The sequence below is a fragment of the Paenibacillus sp. HWE-109 genome, assembly GCF_022163125.1.
Classification (GTDB): Bacteria; Bacillota; Bacilli; order Paenibacillales; family NBRC-103111; genus Paenibacillus_E.
This window is the reverse complement of the sequence record NZ_CP091881.1, coordinates 3,893,878-3,909,429: the sequence shown is the minus strand read 5'-3', so window position 1 is coordinate 3,909,429 and position 15,552 is coordinate 3,893,878. Positions and strand designations below refer to the sequence as shown.

General features: G+C 46.2%; 17 protein-coding genes. 13 read left to right on the top strand and 4 right to left on the bottom strand.

Annotated features, from left to right (window positions below; all coding sequences use genetic code 11):
• The first annotated feature begins 290 nt into the window (after positions 1-290).
• The 5 genes from LOZ80_RS16685 (at position 291) to LOZ80_RS16665 (ending at position 6,925) form a co-directional block, all read left to right on the top strand.
• A complete protein-coding gene (locus LOZ80_RS16685) occupies positions 291-1,613 on the top strand; it encodes a response regulator transcription factor (RefSeq protein ID WP_238172425.1) in 1,323 nt (440 codons plus the stop codon).
• 110 nt (positions 1,614-1,723) lie between these two features.
• Entirely contained in the window at positions 1,724-3,148 is a 1,425-nt protein-coding gene (locus tag LOZ80_RS16680; protein WP_238172424.1) for an ABC transporter substrate-binding protein, read from the top strand.
• A gap of 64 nt (positions 3,149-3,212) precedes the next feature.
• Entirely contained in the window at positions 3,213-4,124 is a 912-nt protein-coding gene (locus LOZ80_RS16675) for a carbohydrate ABC transporter permease (protein ID WP_238172423.1), read from the top strand.
• Positions 4,121-5,002 carry a carbohydrate ABC transporter permease gene (locus LOZ80_RS16670; RefSeq protein WP_238172422.1) on the top strand — a complete coding sequence of 294 codons (882 nt, stop codon included), beginning with the start codon at positions 4,121-4,123 and terminating at the stop codon, positions 5,000-5,002. Before LOZ80_RS16675 ends, LOZ80_RS16670 begins: the two co-directional genes overlap by 4 nt.
• A gap of 147 nt (positions 5,003-5,149) precedes the next feature.
• Positions 5,150-6,925 carry a sensor histidine kinase gene (locus LOZ80_RS16665; RefSeq protein WP_238172421.1) on the top strand — a complete coding sequence of 592 codons (1,776 nt, stop codon included), beginning with the start codon at positions 5,150-5,152 and terminating at the stop codon, positions 6,923-6,925.
• On the opposite strand, the gene LOZ80_RS16660 is transcribed toward LOZ80_RS16665, so the two are convergent.
• Entirely contained in the window at positions 6,899-7,126 is a 228-nt protein-coding gene (locus LOZ80_RS16660) for a helix-turn-helix domain-containing protein (protein ID WP_283214792.1), read from the bottom strand. The genes LOZ80_RS16665 and LOZ80_RS16660 overlap by 27 nt on opposite strands.
• Before the next feature lie 194 nt (positions 7,127-7,320).
• On the opposite strand from LOZ80_RS16660, the gene LOZ80_RS16655 reads away from it, so the two are divergent.
• Positions 7,321-7,644 carry a hypothetical protein gene (locus LOZ80_RS16655; protein ID WP_238172419.1) on the top strand — a complete coding sequence of 108 codons (324 nt, stop codon included), beginning with the start codon at positions 7,321-7,323 and terminating at the stop codon, positions 7,642-7,644.
• 184 nt (positions 7,645-7,828) lie between these two features.
• Here the strand turns inward: LOZ80_RS16655 and LOZ80_RS16650 are convergent, their stop codons facing one another.
• The 3 genes from LOZ80_RS16650 to LOZ80_RS16640 form a co-directional block, all read right to left on the bottom strand.
• Complete coding sequence (locus LOZ80_RS16650; RefSeq protein ID WP_238168157.1) at positions 7,829-8,704, bottom strand: IS3 family transposase; 876 nt, start codon at positions 8,702-8,704, stop codon at positions 7,829-7,831.
• A 23-nt stretch (positions 8,705-8,727) separates the two neighbouring features.
• Entirely contained in the window at positions 8,728-9,087 is a 360-nt protein-coding gene (locus LOZ80_RS16645) for a transposase (protein WP_238167655.1), read from the bottom strand.
• 226 nt (positions 9,088-9,313) lie between these two features.
• Complete coding sequence (locus LOZ80_RS16640; RefSeq protein WP_238172418.1) at positions 9,314-9,520, bottom strand: hypothetical protein; 207 nt, start codon at positions 9,518-9,520, stop codon at positions 9,314-9,316.
• A 372-nt stretch (positions 9,521-9,892) separates the two neighbouring features.
• Here LOZ80_RS16640 and LOZ80_RS16635 point away from each other — a divergent pair, with 372 nt between their 5' ends.
• The 7 genes from LOZ80_RS16635 (at position 9,893) to LOZ80_RS16605 (ending at position 15,475) form a co-directional block, all read left to right on the top strand.
• Positions 9,893-10,051, top strand: coding sequence for a hypothetical protein (locus LOZ80_RS16635; protein WP_238172417.1), 159 nt, complete (start codon positions 9,893-9,895; stop codon positions 10,049-10,051).
• Positions 10,048-10,263: a hypothetical protein gene (locus LOZ80_RS16630; protein ID WP_238172416.1), complete on the top strand. Its 216-nt coding sequence runs from the start codon at positions 10,048-10,050 to the stop codon at positions 10,261-10,263. Before LOZ80_RS16635 ends, LOZ80_RS16630 begins: the two co-directional genes overlap by 4 nt.
• 118 nt (positions 10,264-10,381) lie before the next feature.
• The gene (locus tag LOZ80_RS16625; RefSeq protein ID WP_238172415.1) at positions 10,382-10,675 is read left to right on the top strand and encodes an HPr family phosphocarrier protein; all 294 of its coding nucleotides are present in this window, start codon (positions 10,382-10,384) and stop codon (positions 10,673-10,675) included.
• Positions 10,676-10,706: 31 nt separating this feature from the next.
• Positions 10,707-11,582 carry a LysR family transcriptional regulator gene (locus LOZ80_RS16620; protein ID WP_238172414.1) on the top strand — a complete coding sequence of 292 codons (876 nt, stop codon included), beginning with the start codon at positions 10,707-10,709 and terminating at the stop codon, positions 11,580-11,582.
• Between the two features lie 146 nt (positions 11,583-11,728).
• A complete protein-coding gene (locus LOZ80_RS16615; RefSeq protein WP_238172413.1) occupies positions 11,729-12,742 on the top strand; it encodes an LLM class flavin-dependent oxidoreductase in 1,014 nt (337 codons plus the stop codon).
• A 19-nt stretch (positions 12,743-12,761) separates the two neighbouring features.
• A complete protein-coding gene (locus LOZ80_RS16610; RefSeq protein WP_238172412.1) occupies positions 12,762-14,096 on the top strand; it encodes an LLM class flavin-dependent oxidoreductase in 1,335 nt (444 codons plus the stop codon).
• A 50-nt stretch (positions 14,097-14,146) separates the two neighbouring features.
• Positions 14,147-15,475 (top strand): LLM class flavin-dependent oxidoreductase, encoded by a 1,329-nt coding sequence (locus LOZ80_RS16605; RefSeq protein WP_238172411.1) that lies wholly within the window; start codon positions 14,147-14,149, stop codon positions 15,473-15,475.
• Positions 15,476-15,552: the final 77 nt, after the last annotated feature.

Genomic DNA, 15,552 nt, shown 5'->3' with positions numbered 1-15,552 from the left:
AAGCGAGAAAATGGCCACGCAATTTTTCTAACGAACTCAAGCAGTGCTAAAGCGTTACTTAGGAGCGGAAAGGTCAGCTTTTGCGTGGTATAGCGTTATTCCAGTTCGTAATTACTTTAAATGAGCCAAATTTGGTCATATAGGGGGTATTGAGTTCATTAGGCGCGCCAGACACCAATACCGTCACCTCCCATATATCAGACACAATAAACGTAATATTAAACCTGTTCAGCGCCACATGTTGTACACTAGAATAGGATTGATGCATAAAAGAATGACGAGGTGGCCGCATGGTTAATATTTTGGTTGTGGATGACGAACCGATGATTTGTAAAGGCGTTGCTACCATATTGAAGCAATCGAAGCTGGATATTGGGGAAGTATTCATCGCATATAACGGATTTGAGGCGTTGGATTTTATTCATTTAGAGAAGATTGATTTGGTGTTTACGGATATCCAAATGGAGAAAATGAATGGCATTGAGCTCATTGAAAATATATTTATGGAAGATCCGTCGATTCCGATTGTTATTTTATCCGCGCATGGGGAATTTGAATATGCCCAGAAGGCGATTCGTTTCGGCGCTAAGGAATATTTGGTTAAACCGATCACGCCGCCTCACTTGGTCAATGTAGCTGCGAAGCTGCTGAAGGAGAAGGAAGAGAAGCAGCAGCATTTCTCCAATTGGGAAGGCAGCGGCGGTCTGCCGGAGCATATTTCACTGGAGTTGAATTATTACCTGAATGAGCTTGTGACCAGCACCCTGCATGCCTCCGAAGTGCCGGCTATCATGGAAAAGCTGGGCAATCGCATGACAGGAAGCTTCTATAGCATGCTTGTGATCAAGTTATCGCTCAGCCGGGGCGGTATCCACGATGAGGAAATCGCCACGCTCAAGGATCGCAGTTTGTTGAAATATGCCGCTTTGAATATCATCGAAGAGACAGCCAAACAGTGGTGTCATCTCTTGTTCAACACGCATAATTCAACGTTTTCGCTGCTGATGCAAATTCCGCAAGAGGAGAATCGGGGTACCCAGAGCATTAATCAACTCCTGATGGTGGCCCAAATGATTCATACCAATTTGCAGAAATACGTCAACGTCAAATGTCAGATCGGGATTAGCCGCATTCGCGAGGGTGTGACGGAGTGGCCAGTTATCTATCAGGAAGCGACGGAGAGTTTGGCATGGAGTGAGACCAATAAAGGGCACTACATGTTCTACATTGACGATATTGGTAAAACAACGAATGAACAAAATTTATCCAACACGCAAGTGGATGAAGCGAACAATCGCATTGTTTATGAAACTAAAACCTATATTGAAGGTCACTTCAGCAACAAAGGCCTCAAGCTGCAAGATATTGCGGATGCGGTTCATTTGAGCCCGAATTATTTAAGCTATTTGTTTAAAAGAGTAATGGGGATCAACATTTGGGACTATGTTACCCAACTCCGCATGGAGAAAGGCAGACAATTAATTCTCACCACGGATAAGCGCAGATACGAAATTTCCGAGGAAATCGGTTACGAATCGCCGGAACATTTTAGCAAAATTTTTAAAAAGCATTTTGGCATGAATATTTCCGAAGTGAAGCAAACGGGACCGTAACATGTGACATGATTAGCGTAATACCGCACATCGCCTGTCAAGTCCGTTCCCTTTATAATCGAAATTGTAGCAGCAAACTTATAAGGTAACGATTGAAAGGGGAACTACACATGAGAAAAAGAAACGCTTCTGCACTAGGCGCAATTGCGCTCACGGTCCTATTGGCCGGATGCGGCACAAACTCAACTACCACGACAACAAGTCCTAGCCCGGCAACAACGGCGGGGAGCACAACCGCAGCTACAACCGTTCCTGCGGCAAAAAAGGTGACAATTACAGCACAAGGCTTCAAGCCGGATCAAAAGGAAAAAAATGATCAATTAGACCAGCGTATCACCCGCTTTAAAGCCAAGTTCCCGACGGTCGATTTCAAGAAGGACGACTGGCAGTACAATCCGCTGGAAATTGGTATCAAAATGGCCTCGAACAGCGCCCCAACGGAATATACAACGTATGCCACAGAGGGGAAAGTGCTTGTCGACAAGAAATGGGTAGCCGATATTACGGATTCCATCAACAGCTGGGAACACGCCAAGGATATGAATGATCTACTGTCAAAACCATTTGTCGTGAACGGTAAAACGTACGGTGTGCCGATCGATGGTTACGTGATGACGATTACGCTTAATAAGAAATTGTTCAAAGAAAAAGGCGTGGACCTTCCGCCTATGGATTGGACTTGGGACGATCTGTTGACGGCTGCCAGAAAAATCAATGATCCAGCCAAGGGCATTGCCGGTTTCATCCCAATGGGGAAAGGTCCTGAGGCAGGTTGGAACTGGACGAATTTCCTTTATGCCGCAGGCGGGGATGTTCAAAAGCTTGATAATGGCAAAGTCGTTGGACTATTCAATTCTGAAGCTGGTTTGAAAGCGCTCGAATTCTACAAAAAACTCAAGGATGAAAACTTGATCCCGCAAAACTGGGCGCTCGGCTACGGGGATGCTTTGAATGCCTTCTCGCAAGGTCGCGGTGCAATGGTCATGTGCGGAAGCGGCAACGCAGCAGATACAGCCATTAACGAGGGCGGCATCAGCAAAGAGGATCTTGTTGTCTACCCAATGCCTTCCATTACCAAAGGCGGTAAACATACTGGCGTGCTTGGCGGCAACTACCGTGTTATCAATCCAAAAAGTGATAAAGACCAACAGCAAGTCGCGTTCAAATGGATTACAGATGAGTACTTCACAGACGATTTCTTGAACTCCACGAAGAAGGAAATCGAAGATCGCAAAGGCAAGAATCGCGTTTACATTCCGCAACCGATCAACTACTGGAAGGATTCTTCCGATTTCGGTAAAAAATACACGGATTTGTTGGCTAAATACGATAACGTTTTCAAATATGATCCGCAATTGATCAGCCTTTGGGACGGTAAACCAGAAGCTCAGTACGAAGCGCAAAAGTACTACACAGAGCTTGCCAACGTGATTCAAAAAGTGTTCACAACTAAGGATGTTGATTTGAAAAAGACGTTGGAAGAAGCTTCCAACAAAGTTCAAACCGAAGTTTTTGATAAAGTGAAGGTCGAATAAGGACGGGAACATCGGATCTAAGCCGTTTACCGGTTTAGGTCCGATTTTATAAGGAGTGTTCAAGATGGAGACAGAGCTGAGCGTAAGACCAATTGCAGCCCAGCGTGCTGCCAAGAAGAAAATGAACTGGTATTTATGGGGAACGCTGTTTATCCTTCCGGAGATTGTGTTGTTTATTATTTTTCTATGGGTGCCTATTTTCAAAGGGATCTTTTACAGCTTTTACACGATTGATTTCGTGGATGGCAATCATTTTATTGGGCTGGACAATTACGTAAGCATCTTCAAAGACAGCCTTTTATTTACTTCGATAAAAAACACCCTGTATTATATGATTTTAGGTATTGTACTCGGTTTCTGGATACCACCATTAATTGCGATCATTATTACTGAATTAAAATGGTTTCAGGGAGCAGCTCGCATTATCGGTTATTTGCCAAGCGCGGTTCCGGCTATTGTGCTTTATGGGATGTGGCAGTGGTTTTTTGATGCTGTAGGCCCAATCAACAGTTTTTTGCAGACAATTGGCTTATCCAAAATTGAATTCTTCAGCCCCAAGATGGCTACGATTTCAATCGTTTTGTTGGAAACGTGGCAAAATTTCGGCTCAGCAACGCTGATCTATATTGCGGCTGTCGTCGGCATCCCGAGAGATGTCTACGAAGCGGCTGAGATTGACGGCGCCAGCGTGTGGCAGCGTATTCGCCACATTACTTTGCCAAGCATCAAAACGTTGATGCTGCTGCTTTTGCTGCTTCAAGTGATCACAACGTCGCAGAACTTCCAGGCGCAATTGTCCATGACGGACGGAGGACCTGACAACGCGACACTGACGTATCTGCTGTGGATGAACCATACCGCATTCCGCGATCTTGATTTTGGCAAAGCGAGCGCGATGGGAAGCTTAATGTTCTTCTTCCTAGTGTTGTTGTCCATTATCTACAACTTGATGCAGCGTAGGGGGGAAAAGGCATGAAGCCAGCAGAACGGGGCATTATTTCGAGTTATGATATGAAAAAGGGGACGGTCAGACTCGGCTACTTCTTGATGATTCTGATCATGATCGCGATTGCGATTACGACGCTGTATCCCTTCTTTAATACATTCTTTGGTTCTCTTAAAACGCGGGAAGAATTTTTCTCCTTTCCACCAACCTTTTTTCCGAAAAACTGGATTTGGACGAACTACAAAGATGCCTGGAGCGGGTTCGATCTGCCGCTGCTGACCTTCTTGAAAAACACCATCTTCATTTATGTGGGGAATGTTGTCTGCTCGCTGCTGCTGATCGGATTAGCCGCGTACGCGCTTTCTCATCTGCGGGTTCCTTTCAAGCGAGTCATCACGCTTTTCTTCTTCTCCACATTATTAATCCCGCCAGCAACCTATATCGTTCCTAACTTCCTGAATTTGCAAAGCTTGGGGATGATTAATACGTACTGGGCTTTCTGGCTGCCAGCCGCAGCGAATGCCTATTTCATGCTGCTGCTCAAAAACTTCTTCGATGGCATCCATAAAGAAATTCTGGAAGCCGCCCGAATCGATGGTGCAAGCGAGTTTAGTTCTTTTATCCGGATCGCAGTTCCGCTCTCTACGCCTATTATTGGGACGCTGTTGATGTTAACTTTTTCGACGACATGGAATGAGTTCTACTGGTCCAGTATTGTGATGACCGAGAAGAGCATGTATCCGCTTGCGACTGGGATTTACAGATATGTGATTTATTCTACGTCGGTCATTCCATGGAGTGTGCGATTCGCGATTTTGACCATGGCGATGGCGCCGCCGATCCTTTTTTTCCTTATTTTCCAAAAGTTTATTATTCGCGGTTTATCGGTATCAGGAGTGAAAGGGTAAGGCAAAGAACGCCCCTCAGAATATCTATTCTGATGGCGTTCTCTTTGGCGTAAAGGAGAATGCTTCCGTTATAGCGAAGCTAGATGTACAGGGCTTGGCACGGAGCGCCATCTCCGATGATTTGGTTTGAGAGGAAGGTATGCCCACATGCTGAACAGGCTGCGAAATATGAACCTGATGAAAAAGTTGATCGTTCTGCTGATTCTTTTCGTCGTTATTCCAATCTTGGTTCTGGATTTGCTTGTCGCCAAGAAATTGGAGTCGATTACCGAAGAACAAGTAGGCAATGCCTTGCTGCAATTGGTGGAGGGCAGTCATCTGACATTGGATCGTGAAAGCAGCGATTTTGATGAAAAAACAGAGAAAATTATGATCTCCCAGGAGATCCAGTCGCTGGTCAGCATTTCAACCTCGTCAGAGTACGAGCGTTTTGAGACGTTTAAGGCGCTGGACAAATACTTGAACAACTATTCGACGAATGCCGTGCGCTATTCGCTCTTTTTTTCAGATACCGATAAGCAGTACTCTTTTGTGCCTAATTCCGACTTGCTGAATAATGGTATTTTTTATTCGACGAATCTGAATGCGCTCTCTTGGTTTAAGGAAGTCAGTCAAGCCAAAGGCAAAGGGGTTATCAGCGTAATTGATAAATTCGGATATAATCCCTACAACCAACAAACGGTGGCTTATTTGCGGCAATTGAACAGCATATATAACGGCGAGGGCGTCATCGGCTATTTGGCTGTGTCCGGTATCGAAACGCCGCTGCAGATGGATTTTACTCCCTTCGATCGCTATGCGGATGGGGAAGTGATGATGCTGAAAAATGACAATACTGTCCTTGCCACGAACACGGATAAATTCCCGATAGGCGCCAAAGCCTTTGTGCCGGCTGACAAAACGGAAGGTGTGTATAAGCTCAAGGAGGCCGATGGCGTCGAATTCATGTGCGTGCTGCATACGAGCGAAAACACGAATACAAAGCTGCTTATGCGCGTGCCGGTTCAGTCTATTATCAGCGATCACATCAGTGTACAGCGTCTTGTTGATCTCATTATGTTTATCTATTTCTTGATTTTGATTTTGGCCAGCATGTATTTCATCCAGTCGATCCTGAAGCCGATTTCACGACTGGCGCGGATTACGAATTCGTATCATCCAGGCAGACCGCTGGCGATTGCCCTGCACTCAGATAGCAAGAATGAGATCGTGCTGCTGAATAATCAATTTATCCGCATGACGGATCGCTTGAATCAGACTATTTATGATCAATATGAGCTCGAATTGAAGCATAAGGAGATTGAATTATCAATACTCCACACGCAAATTAATCCTCATCTCCTGTACAACACGCTGGAATCGGTGTATTGGCATACCCTCATGGAAGGGGCCTCGGAGTCAGCGGAAATGATTAAAGATCTGTCGCTGATTATGCGCATCGGGCTTAGCAAAGGGAAGCTGCTCATCCCTGTTATGGAAGAAATGAATCATGCGGAGGCCTATGTTCGTTTGCAGCTGTTCCGGTACGAATATGCTTTTCAGGTGCATTGGGATATGCAAGAGGAGGCTAAATACTATTTAATTCCCAAAGTAATTCTCCAGCCGATTATCGAAAATGCCATTCTGCATGGCATTAAAAATATGAGTCAGGACGGAGAACTCTGGATAAAAGTGCGCAAAGCGGACGAGAAACTCATAATCAGCATTGAAGATAACGGATATCGCCAAGCGAATGTTGAGATGCTCAATGCAATCTTGAAAGGCAAGGAAAATAGTCGCGGCTTCGGTATTATTAATGTGCAAAAGCGGATTCAGCTGCACTTCGGCGAGCATTATGGCCTGCATTACTCCCTAAGGGAAGGGCAAGGCGTGCGGGCATGTCTTGAGCTTCCGGCTTTAACGGATGAGAGCGGACTGAAATAGCCCGTATGATCTGGGGCGCTGCCATTTCTTCCGGTAAGCAAGCGGCGTGTCGCCTGCGCGATCTTTGAACAAGTTGATGAAATGGCTGACATTGCCCACGCCGACGCTTGCAGCGATTTCGGAGACGGGCATATCCGAATATTTGAGTTTTTCCTTCGCATGCGTCATGCGAATTTGAATCAAGTACTCATGGGGGGGAATAGCCTGTAGCTCGTTTGAATTGCTTGGCCAAATGGTAAGACTTGCTGCGGCAATGAAAATCAGCGATATCCTGGGCGCCTGGCGGCAGCTTCTCCGAAATCGTCGTGGTGGATTACATCGACGAGACGATTCTGCTGGGCCATGACGGACCGTTCCATATCGCGATTTCCGAAGGAAAGCCGATTCTGCGCGGCATGGGGCTGTATCACGGGAAGCAAGGCACGGGCGTTTCCGTGGAGGCGAAGGTGAAGACCGGAGCCATCACCACGCTGAATGTGACGCAGACAGGTGACGGCAAGCTCAAGTTGATCTCCAGTGAAGGCCAATCCACGAATGGGCCGATTATGAAAATCGGCAATACGCAGACGCCGGTGAAGTTCCGTGATCATCCAGACGTGTACATGACGCGCTGGTTTGCCGAGGTGCCGACGCATCACTGCGCGATGTCGATCGGTCACAATGCATCCCAGTTTCAGAAGGTCGCAGAGCTGATGAAGCTGCATCATGTGAGCTTATAGGTTGCTGGGATCGTTGATGAAGCTTTCAAGAAGATAAGAGCCTTTCAAAGCTCTTAATCGCCTGATTTATGAACGTAGTTTGTAAATAGCGGTCAGGCCCCCTAATTCCGGAGAATCGGTTGTACAACAAGGTGTTATCTTCGTATTGCTTGTTTTTTGAAGCGCTGTCGGCTTCTTTTGCTAGTTAAATGGCGAGCACATAGCTGGACGTATCCATCGATGCTTTTTCTACCCACCTCATAAATGCGGCTGGCGATCGTTTACCGAGGCTTCTATGCATGCGACGATTATTATAAAAATCCATGTACGTATGAATAGCTCGATAAGCTTCTTCAAACGTTTCAAAGCTTTCTTTCCTCAATAAGTCACGCTCTAATGTGGCATGGAATGATTCGATATAGGCATTTTTATTGGGCGTTTTGGGTGGAATCCGCTCGTGAATCATCGTTTCATCCTCACACATGTCTCCAAAAGCCTTGCTAATAAACTGAGGACCGTTGTCTGTGCGAATAATCGGCTTGCTTGCACCTGATGCTATGCGTGAACGTAGAGCGTCTTTAACCGCTTGGCAAACATGCTTAGCTTCGCAGCTGGATCCAAGATGATAGCCGACGATGCTTCGATCAAATACATCGATAATATCCGCGAGATAAAAGAATTGATCATAGCCTGCTACGTACCCATATTTGATGTCTAATTGCCATAGTTGGTTGGACGCGTTAATGGTATGATTGCGGGCTAAACGTCTCGGATAATGAATCTTTTTGCGCCGCTGCGGATTTAAAATACCGAGCTTCTGACATAACCGATACACTTTCTTTTTGTTGATTACAAGGCTATGTTGAACGCGCAAACACTCCGTCAGTAGAACGTAACCATAACTATGCTCCTCACCCGAAACTAGCTCTAACAGCCATTCCTCAATCTGGGCATTGCTTACGATTTGACCCGTATGCGTCTTCGAGTGAAGTGTGGCTGGACGCCCCCTTCCAGGTGCTGAAGGGCGCTTTAGCGAAGAACGCATAACTTTGTGACGGTCGTAGTAGGTCGAAGAAGCCACATTAGTTAGGCGCAGTACAGTCGTTATGGGATGTCCCTGCTCGATGAACGTTTGGGCAATGTTGAGTTTATCTTCGAGGCAGGGCTGGACTTTTTTACAAGTTCTCTCAGAATATTGTTTTCCAACTCTTTCTCTCCGAGTGCTTTTAGCGCACAAGCATATTTTTCTTCCAGTTCAGCTAGGCGCTTGGATTCAGCCATACGTTCATCTAATGTTGGTAACGCATCATCCCCAAAGGTCTCTTGATATTCCTTTACCCAGTTACGGATGGTTTTTGGCGATACATCATATCTTCGCGAAAGAACACCCGTCTTAATTCCACCAAGCGCTTCTTGAGCTACCTTGAAACGCACTTCTTCAAACACCTTGTTACGTTGTTGCACGGTATTCGCCTCCCTAATAAAAAGTGTACCTTATTTCCCGTGGTATTCTCCAATCTAATTAGGGGGCTTAATAGATAGAAGCCTTCAAAGACTCGTATGAGCTGAAAAAATCGGCTATTCCGCTGAAATTGTTGGGATAAGAGTCTTTGAAGACTCCTAATCGCTTCGATATACGCTTTTTCATGGAGATAAGAGCCTCTGGAGGCTCTTATTCACATGAAAATTATTAATTCTGCGGCAACCCAGGCTCCGAATGATCCTCCGAACGCCTATTCTGGCTGTTTTCTGTGACCTCAACAAAATTATCGACGGTATCCAGAACCTGGCTTAACTGCCACCTGCTGAATACAATACGGTCGGAGAACTCGGCGTTATATATGCTTTCTTGTTTGCTGATTTTAAAACCACGGTAGTTTTCATAGATCGTTCTCATTCTGATCTCTCCCTCGCTTTGGTGTATCTCTTAAACTACCACCAATCGCTGCATTTTGGTAGAGGTGTAAAATGATAGAAATTGTCTTCTTTTGATGACGACAAATTAGTTCAGATTAGTTGATTTTCTGCATGGATGTCGATAGTTGGTGTGCGGAATGCTAAATAGAGGATTTGCACAATCCTCATCTTTCTCCATTTCCACGGTTGACAATTATTGGGCGGGGGTGCTACAATTCATTTACACTTATAAACCCAAGTAAACTCATTGGAATTTAACAATATTTAAATTAATCTAATTCTGACCGGAAAACCGGAAGCGTGGATGCTACTATCCATGCTTTTTTTATCTAAAAAAACGGAGGTGTAATTCATGGGACTCTTATTGGACTCCATAAAACTGCTTAATAAACAAGCCGTGATTACCGATTTGGCACTTGAACATACATTTATACAAAAGGAACTATTCCAAAAACGACAAGGCACAGCATCGGCAGTGTCAACGATTCCAAAAGGTGGTTATGCCAAATGAACAGTACGAACATTTCTTATAATGATGTTCCTGTTGTCGTAAACCTGATCGGTACGGATATGAAGCTGATCCCGTCCTTATTGTCCGCATTGAAACAAAATAAAATCACGTTATCCTCAATCCAGCATGCACCGCACCAAATTGATCTGTTTAGCTCGGAGGCGCTGCTGTACTCAGATGAGGGGGATACCTACCGGATTCCCATTTTTTAATAGAAATCATGGAACCATGCCATCTACAAAACCAGACAACTGGAGGTGCATTATCCTAAAAGGGATGGATGTGCCTCCTTTTTAATTGTGATTGTTTAATAGTAAAGGAGGAAATGTCATGAAAATCGAGTGGACTTTTTCAATGAATCAGCCTTGGACGATCGATCGCGTCTTGGATTTTGTGAGCATAGCCAATCGCTATTCGTGCCAAATTTATGTAGGGTCTCAGGGGAAAATGCTGAATGCCAAAGGCTTGTTGGGCATTGTTTCGCTAAGTTTGTCGCTTGGCGCCAAATCATCGATTCTGCTGCAGTTGGATGGAGCGGATGCACAGGAAGCTTTCGAACAAGTGTTCATTCACTTGCAAAGTGGAGAGCGCCTGAGCGCAAACGTCTTATCACATAGTTCGTAGTCGCTTAACCGAGAGAGGAAGATTAGCAGGCATGAACATCGAAAACATTGAAGCGTTCGTCTATGTCATCCATTTTAACAGCTTCAACAAGGCAGCGGACGCATTGTTCTTATCTCAGCCGTCGGTAACGGCCCGAATTCAATCCTTGGAGCGGGAATTAAATACACTGCTTTTTGAACGAGAAGGCAGGAACTTTTCGATTACGGACAAAGGCAAGCAGTTCTTGCCCTATGCGCAGCAAATTCTTCAAACGTATAAGAAGGGAAAACAGCAGCTGCTCAACTTGAATGCCGCCCCCAATGAGCTGAGAATAGGGAGCACGGTTTCGGTTTCCAACTATGTCATCCCCGATATTCTTCCGATTATCAAAAAAAAGTATCGCAACCTTCAAATTAAACTAACGACGGCGCCGACAGAGGTTATTCTAGAAAAGCTTCTGAATAAAGAACTGGATATTGGTTTTGTTCGTAATGTGACGCATCCGCATATCGATTGTACAGGATTCTATGAGGACCCGATCCGACTTTTCGTGCATCAAGGGCACCCCTTTGTGGGTAAAGAGCATATTACGATTGAAGACGTAAGCCGTGAAGCGCTTGTTTTTTTTGAATGCGGTTCATTGGACTGGATGAAAATTCACCGATTATTCGCGGCATTGGATCATCCGCCCAATATCGATTACCAGATCGATAATTTGGAGACCGCCAAGAAGCTGGTAGCCAAAGGAATGGGGATTTCATTTTTGCCTGATCTATGCGCGCGCAAAGAAGTAAAGGAAGGTTTGCTTGTGCCGATCCATGTTCCTGCGTTAGGCGGATTATCTTTGCGCACGAACCTTATTTCCCTAAAAGAATCAACCGTTGACTTCTCGCCGATCTGTTTGGACGCAGTCAAACAAATCATCTAGCCAAGAAAACTTGCATAGAACATTTCTATCTTACAATAGAACAACCTAATACCAAATTGACCGCACTTAGGAGCGGTGATACAGTAAGTAATAATACCGACAAAACCAATTGGAATTATAGTTTATTGTTTGTGAGGGGGCATAACGTGGGTATTCGATTAAGCATTCTGGATCAATCTCCAATCGCAGAACATCAAACGTCTGAGGAAGCTTTTCAACAGACGATAGAATTCGTGAAGCAAGCGGAAGCGCTCGGGTATCATCGATTCTGGGTGTCTGAGCATCATGACTCCGAGGCCGTTGCGGGCTCATCGCCAGAAGTGCTCATCTCCTACTTGTTAGCTCAGACACATCGTATTCGGATAGGCTCTGGCGGTGTCATGCTGCAGCACTACAGCCCCTATAAAGTGGCAGAGAACTTCAATGTGCTTGCTTCTCTAGCGCCTGGCAGAGTGGATTTGGGAATTGGCAGAGCACCGGGAGGGCTGCCCCGATCGACGCAGGCATTACAGCAAGAATTCACAGGCCAAGGTCCATCCCTCGCCGAGAAAATCGTGCTGTTAAATCAATATATCCATCATTCACTAGATGAAAATCATGAATTTTATGGCGTCAAAGCAGCGCCCCAACCTGATGAACCCGCCCAACTATTCTTGTTGGGCGGAGGGGGAACAAGCACGGAGCTCGCTGCCAGCCTCGGGATTCCTTATGTGTTCGCACAATTCATTACAGGGGACGAATCGATCATAGAACGATCCTTTACTTCGTACAGGGATCATTTCTCAGCTGATGCAGTCGTGAAGCCGCAGGCATTGCTAGCTGTATCGGTGATTATCTCAGATACCGATGAAGAAGCCGAGGCGCTTGCCGCAGGCATCGTTAATACGAAAGTTCATCTGGCAAGCGGTCGCAGCGTGACCGTCAAAACGGCCGAGCAAGCCGAGGAATTCGGCAAACAGTCCGGTGAGCCTTATACGATCGAGGAGAAACAAGCGAACATCATTCACGGCTCCAAGGAGACCGTTAGAAAGAAATTGCTCCATTTGCAAACGAAATATGAGTTGGATGAAGTGATTATTACGGTTGCCATGAAGGAATTCAAAGAGAGACTGCGTGCGATTGTTCTTTTGCAAGAAGCATTCTCGGAACAGACTGTCTAACCATTGAGGAGGAATTACCATGTCCAAAACGAAACAATTGAAACTCGGCGCCATTATTCATGGTGTTGGAGGTAATATGTCATCGTGGAAGCATCCTGAAGCTATTGTTGATGCCAGCGTGAACTTTCCCTATTACAAGCAGCAAGCCCAGAAAGCGGAAGCTGGTAAATTTGACCTCTTATTCATCGCAGATGGATTATTCATTAATGATAAATCGATTCCGCACTTTCTCAATCGGTTTGAACCGATCACTATTTTATCCGCATTAGCGGCTGTAACTTCCAAAATTGGGCTAGTCGGCACGTTATCGACTTCCTATAGCGAGCCTTTCACAGTGTCCAGACAGTTTTCATCCTTGGATCACATCAGCAGCGGCAGAGCTGGCTGGAATGTCGTGACTTCGCCGCTTGAAGGCTCTGCGCTCAATTACAATAAGAAGCTTGAGGAACATCCCGATCATCCGAAGCGCTACCGGATTGCTTCTGAATATTTGCAAGTAGCCAAAGGTTTATGGGATTCCTGGGAAGATGACGCATTTGTGCGAAATAAGGAGTCAGGCGTCTTCTTTGATCCTGAGAAGCTTCATCGCTTGGATCACAAAGGAGAGTTCTTCTCCGTACAAGGTCCGCTGAATATCGGAAGATCCAAACAGGGCAGACCGGTTATTTTCCAAGCAGGGTCTTCAGAAGATGGTAAAAATTTAGCAGCCAAAGAAGCTGACGCGATCTTTACCGGACATCCGACAGTGGATGACGCCAAGCGGTTCTATGACGATGTGAAAGGAAGAGCGGCAGGATTCGGCCGAAACCCGGATGAAATCGTTGTGATGCCTGGTATCGGACCTATCATCGGTGCAACGGAGGAGGAGGCGGAGCGCAAATATCAGGAAGTCGCCAATCTCGTGACGATTGAAGAAGCGCTTGCTTATCTCGGAAGATATTTCGAGCATCATGATTTTACGCAATATGAGGTCGATGCGCCATTCCCGGATCTAGGTGAGCTAGGGAAGAATAGTTTCCAGAGCACAACGGACCGCATTAAGCAAAATGCCAAAGAGCAAGGGCTGAGCTTGCGTCAAGTTGCCTTGCAAGCGGCAACGCCTCGTCCGCTTTTCATCGGCACGCCAATTCAAATTGCCGATCGCATTCAAGCGTGGTTTGAGAGCGGAGCAGCAGACGGCTTTATCGTGGGTTCAGGCGTTCCGAATGGGCTGAATGATTTCGTGGATTTGGTCATTCCGATCTTGCAAGAACGCGGCATTTATCGGACGGAGTATGAAGCCGATACGCTTCGCGGCAATCTAGGCCTGCCGTATCCAACGAACCGTTATGTGAAGGAAACAGTAACGCACTAATATTTTAATTCCGACTTATTCGATAAGCATAGTATTGAGGGGGAGTCAGCATGGGAAAACAAAGGAAATTAAAGCTAGGAGCTAATATAAGCGGTGTCGGAAACAGTATGTCACTGTGGAGACACCCCGACGTTGCGAATGATGCCAGCGTGAATCTGGCTTACTATCAGCAGCAAGCACAAATTGCAGAAGCGGGGAAATTGGATTTTGTGTTCATCGCTGATGGCTTGTATATCAATGAGCATTCGAATCCGCACTTTTTGAATCGCTTCGAACCGCTGACCATCCTGTCTGCACTAGGGGCGGTGACGTCCCATATCGGGTTGGTGGCTACGCTGTCGACTTCTTACAGTGAGCCTTTCACAGTTGCCAGGCAGTTCTCATCCCTGGACCATATCAGCGGAGGGCGTGCCGGATGGAATGTAGTTACATCTCCGCTGGAAGGCTCCGCCCAGAATTTCGGCAAAGGCAAGCACCCGGACCATGCGCTGCGTTACCGCATTGCTGAAGAATATGTGCAAGTAGTGAAAGGTTTGTGGGATTCGTGGGAAGATGATGCTTTCGTGCGGGATAAAGAATCCGGTGTTTTCTTCGATCCTGCCAAGCTGCATACATTGAATCACAAGGGAGAATTCTTTTCGATTCAGGGTCCATTGAATATTGCTCGTTCAAGGCAGGGGCATCCCGTTGTGTTTCAAGCGGGTTCTTCGGAATCCGGTAGAGATTTGGCGGCCAGAACTGCCGAAGTCATCTACACGGCACATGAAACTATTGAAGAAGCGCAGCTGTTTTATCAGGATATCAAAGGGCGGGCAGCCGCTTATGGGCGAAATCCGGATGAAATCCTGATCTTTCCAGCGTTTAATCCTGTTATCGGACGAACGCAGGAGGAGGCGGAACGCAAATATCAGGAGGTTGCGGATCTGGTCACGATCGAGAGTGCGCTCGCCTATTTGGGCCGCTATTTCGAGCATCACGACTTCTCGCAATATCCGCTGGATGAGCCGTTCCCTGACTTGGGCGACTTAGGAACGAACAGCTTCCGAGCCACGACGGATAAGATAAAAAGTGAAGCGAAGGAGCTTGGTCTGACGCTTCGCCAAGCAGCGCTTAGAGCGTCGACGCCAAGAGGTGCTTTTGTAGGCTCAGCGGAAACGATTGCCGACTTGGTGGAAAAGTGGTTCACGGAAGAAGCGGCAGATGGGCTGGTCATTCGTACGACGATTCCCCAAACCCTCAATGATTTCGTGGAGCTCGTCGTCCCGATTCTGCAAGAGCGGGGCATCTACCGTACGGAATACGAAGCAGATACGCTGAGAGGCAACTTAGGCATCTCTGTTCCTGCAAATCGCTATGCCAAAGAGACTGTTCAACAATAGAGGGTGTAAACCTACATAGGGGAGTGTTTGATTTTGAAGAGAGCAAAGGGTTGGGTCAAGGTAAGTACGTTTGCTTT

What these genes read in the sequence shown, in the direction of transcription:
- LOZ80_RS16625 (WP_238172415.1), top strand. Translation starts at nt 10,382, where the DNA reads ATGAAAATCGAGTGGACTTTTTCAATGAATCAGCCTTGGACGATCGAT.
- LOZ80_RS16640 (WP_238172418.1), bottom strand. Translation starts at nt 9,520, where the DNA reads ATGAGAACGATCTATGAAAACTACCGTGGTTTTAAAATCAGCAAACAA.
- LOZ80_RS16610 (WP_238172412.1), top strand. Translation starts at nt 12,762, where the DNA reads ATGTCCAAAACGAAACAATTGAAACTCGGCGCCATTATTCATGGTGTT.
- LOZ80_RS16670 (WP_238172422.1), top strand. Translation starts at nt 4,121, where the DNA reads ATGAAGCCAGCAGAACGGGGCATTATTTCGAGTTATGATATGAAAAAG.
- LOZ80_RS16665 (WP_238172421.1), top strand. Translation starts at nt 5,150, where the DNA reads ATGCTGAACAGGCTGCGAAATATGAACCTGATGAAAAAGTTGATCGTT.
- LOZ80_RS16655 (WP_238172419.1), top strand. Translation starts at nt 7,321, where the DNA reads ATGGGGCTGTATCACGGGAAGCAAGGCACGGGCGTTTCCGTGGAGGCG.
- LOZ80_RS16620 (WP_238172414.1), top strand. Translation starts at nt 10,707, where the DNA reads ATGAACATCGAAAACATTGAAGCGTTCGTCTATGTCATCCATTTTAAC.
- LOZ80_RS16685 (WP_238172425.1), top strand. Translation starts at nt 291, where the DNA reads ATGGTTAATATTTTGGTTGTGGATGACGAACCGATGATTTGTAAAGGC.
- LOZ80_RS16630 (WP_238172416.1), top strand. Translation starts at nt 10,048, where the DNA reads ATGAACAGTACGAACATTTCTTATAATGATGTTCCTGTTGTCGTAAAC.
- LOZ80_RS16635 (WP_238172417.1), top strand. Translation starts at nt 9,893, where the DNA reads ATGGGACTCTTATTGGACTCCATAAAACTGCTTAATAAACAAGCCGTG.
- LOZ80_RS16675 (WP_238172423.1), top strand. Translation starts at nt 3,213, where the DNA reads ATGGAGACAGAGCTGAGCGTAAGACCAATTGCAGCCCAGCGTGCTGCC.
- LOZ80_RS16605 (WP_238172411.1), top strand. Translation starts at nt 14,147, where the DNA reads ATGGGAAAACAAAGGAAATTAAAGCTAGGAGCTAATATAAGCGGTGTC.
- LOZ80_RS16680 (WP_238172424.1), top strand. Translation starts at nt 1,724, where the DNA reads ATGAGAAAAAGAAACGCTTCTGCACTAGGCGCAATTGCGCTCACGGTC.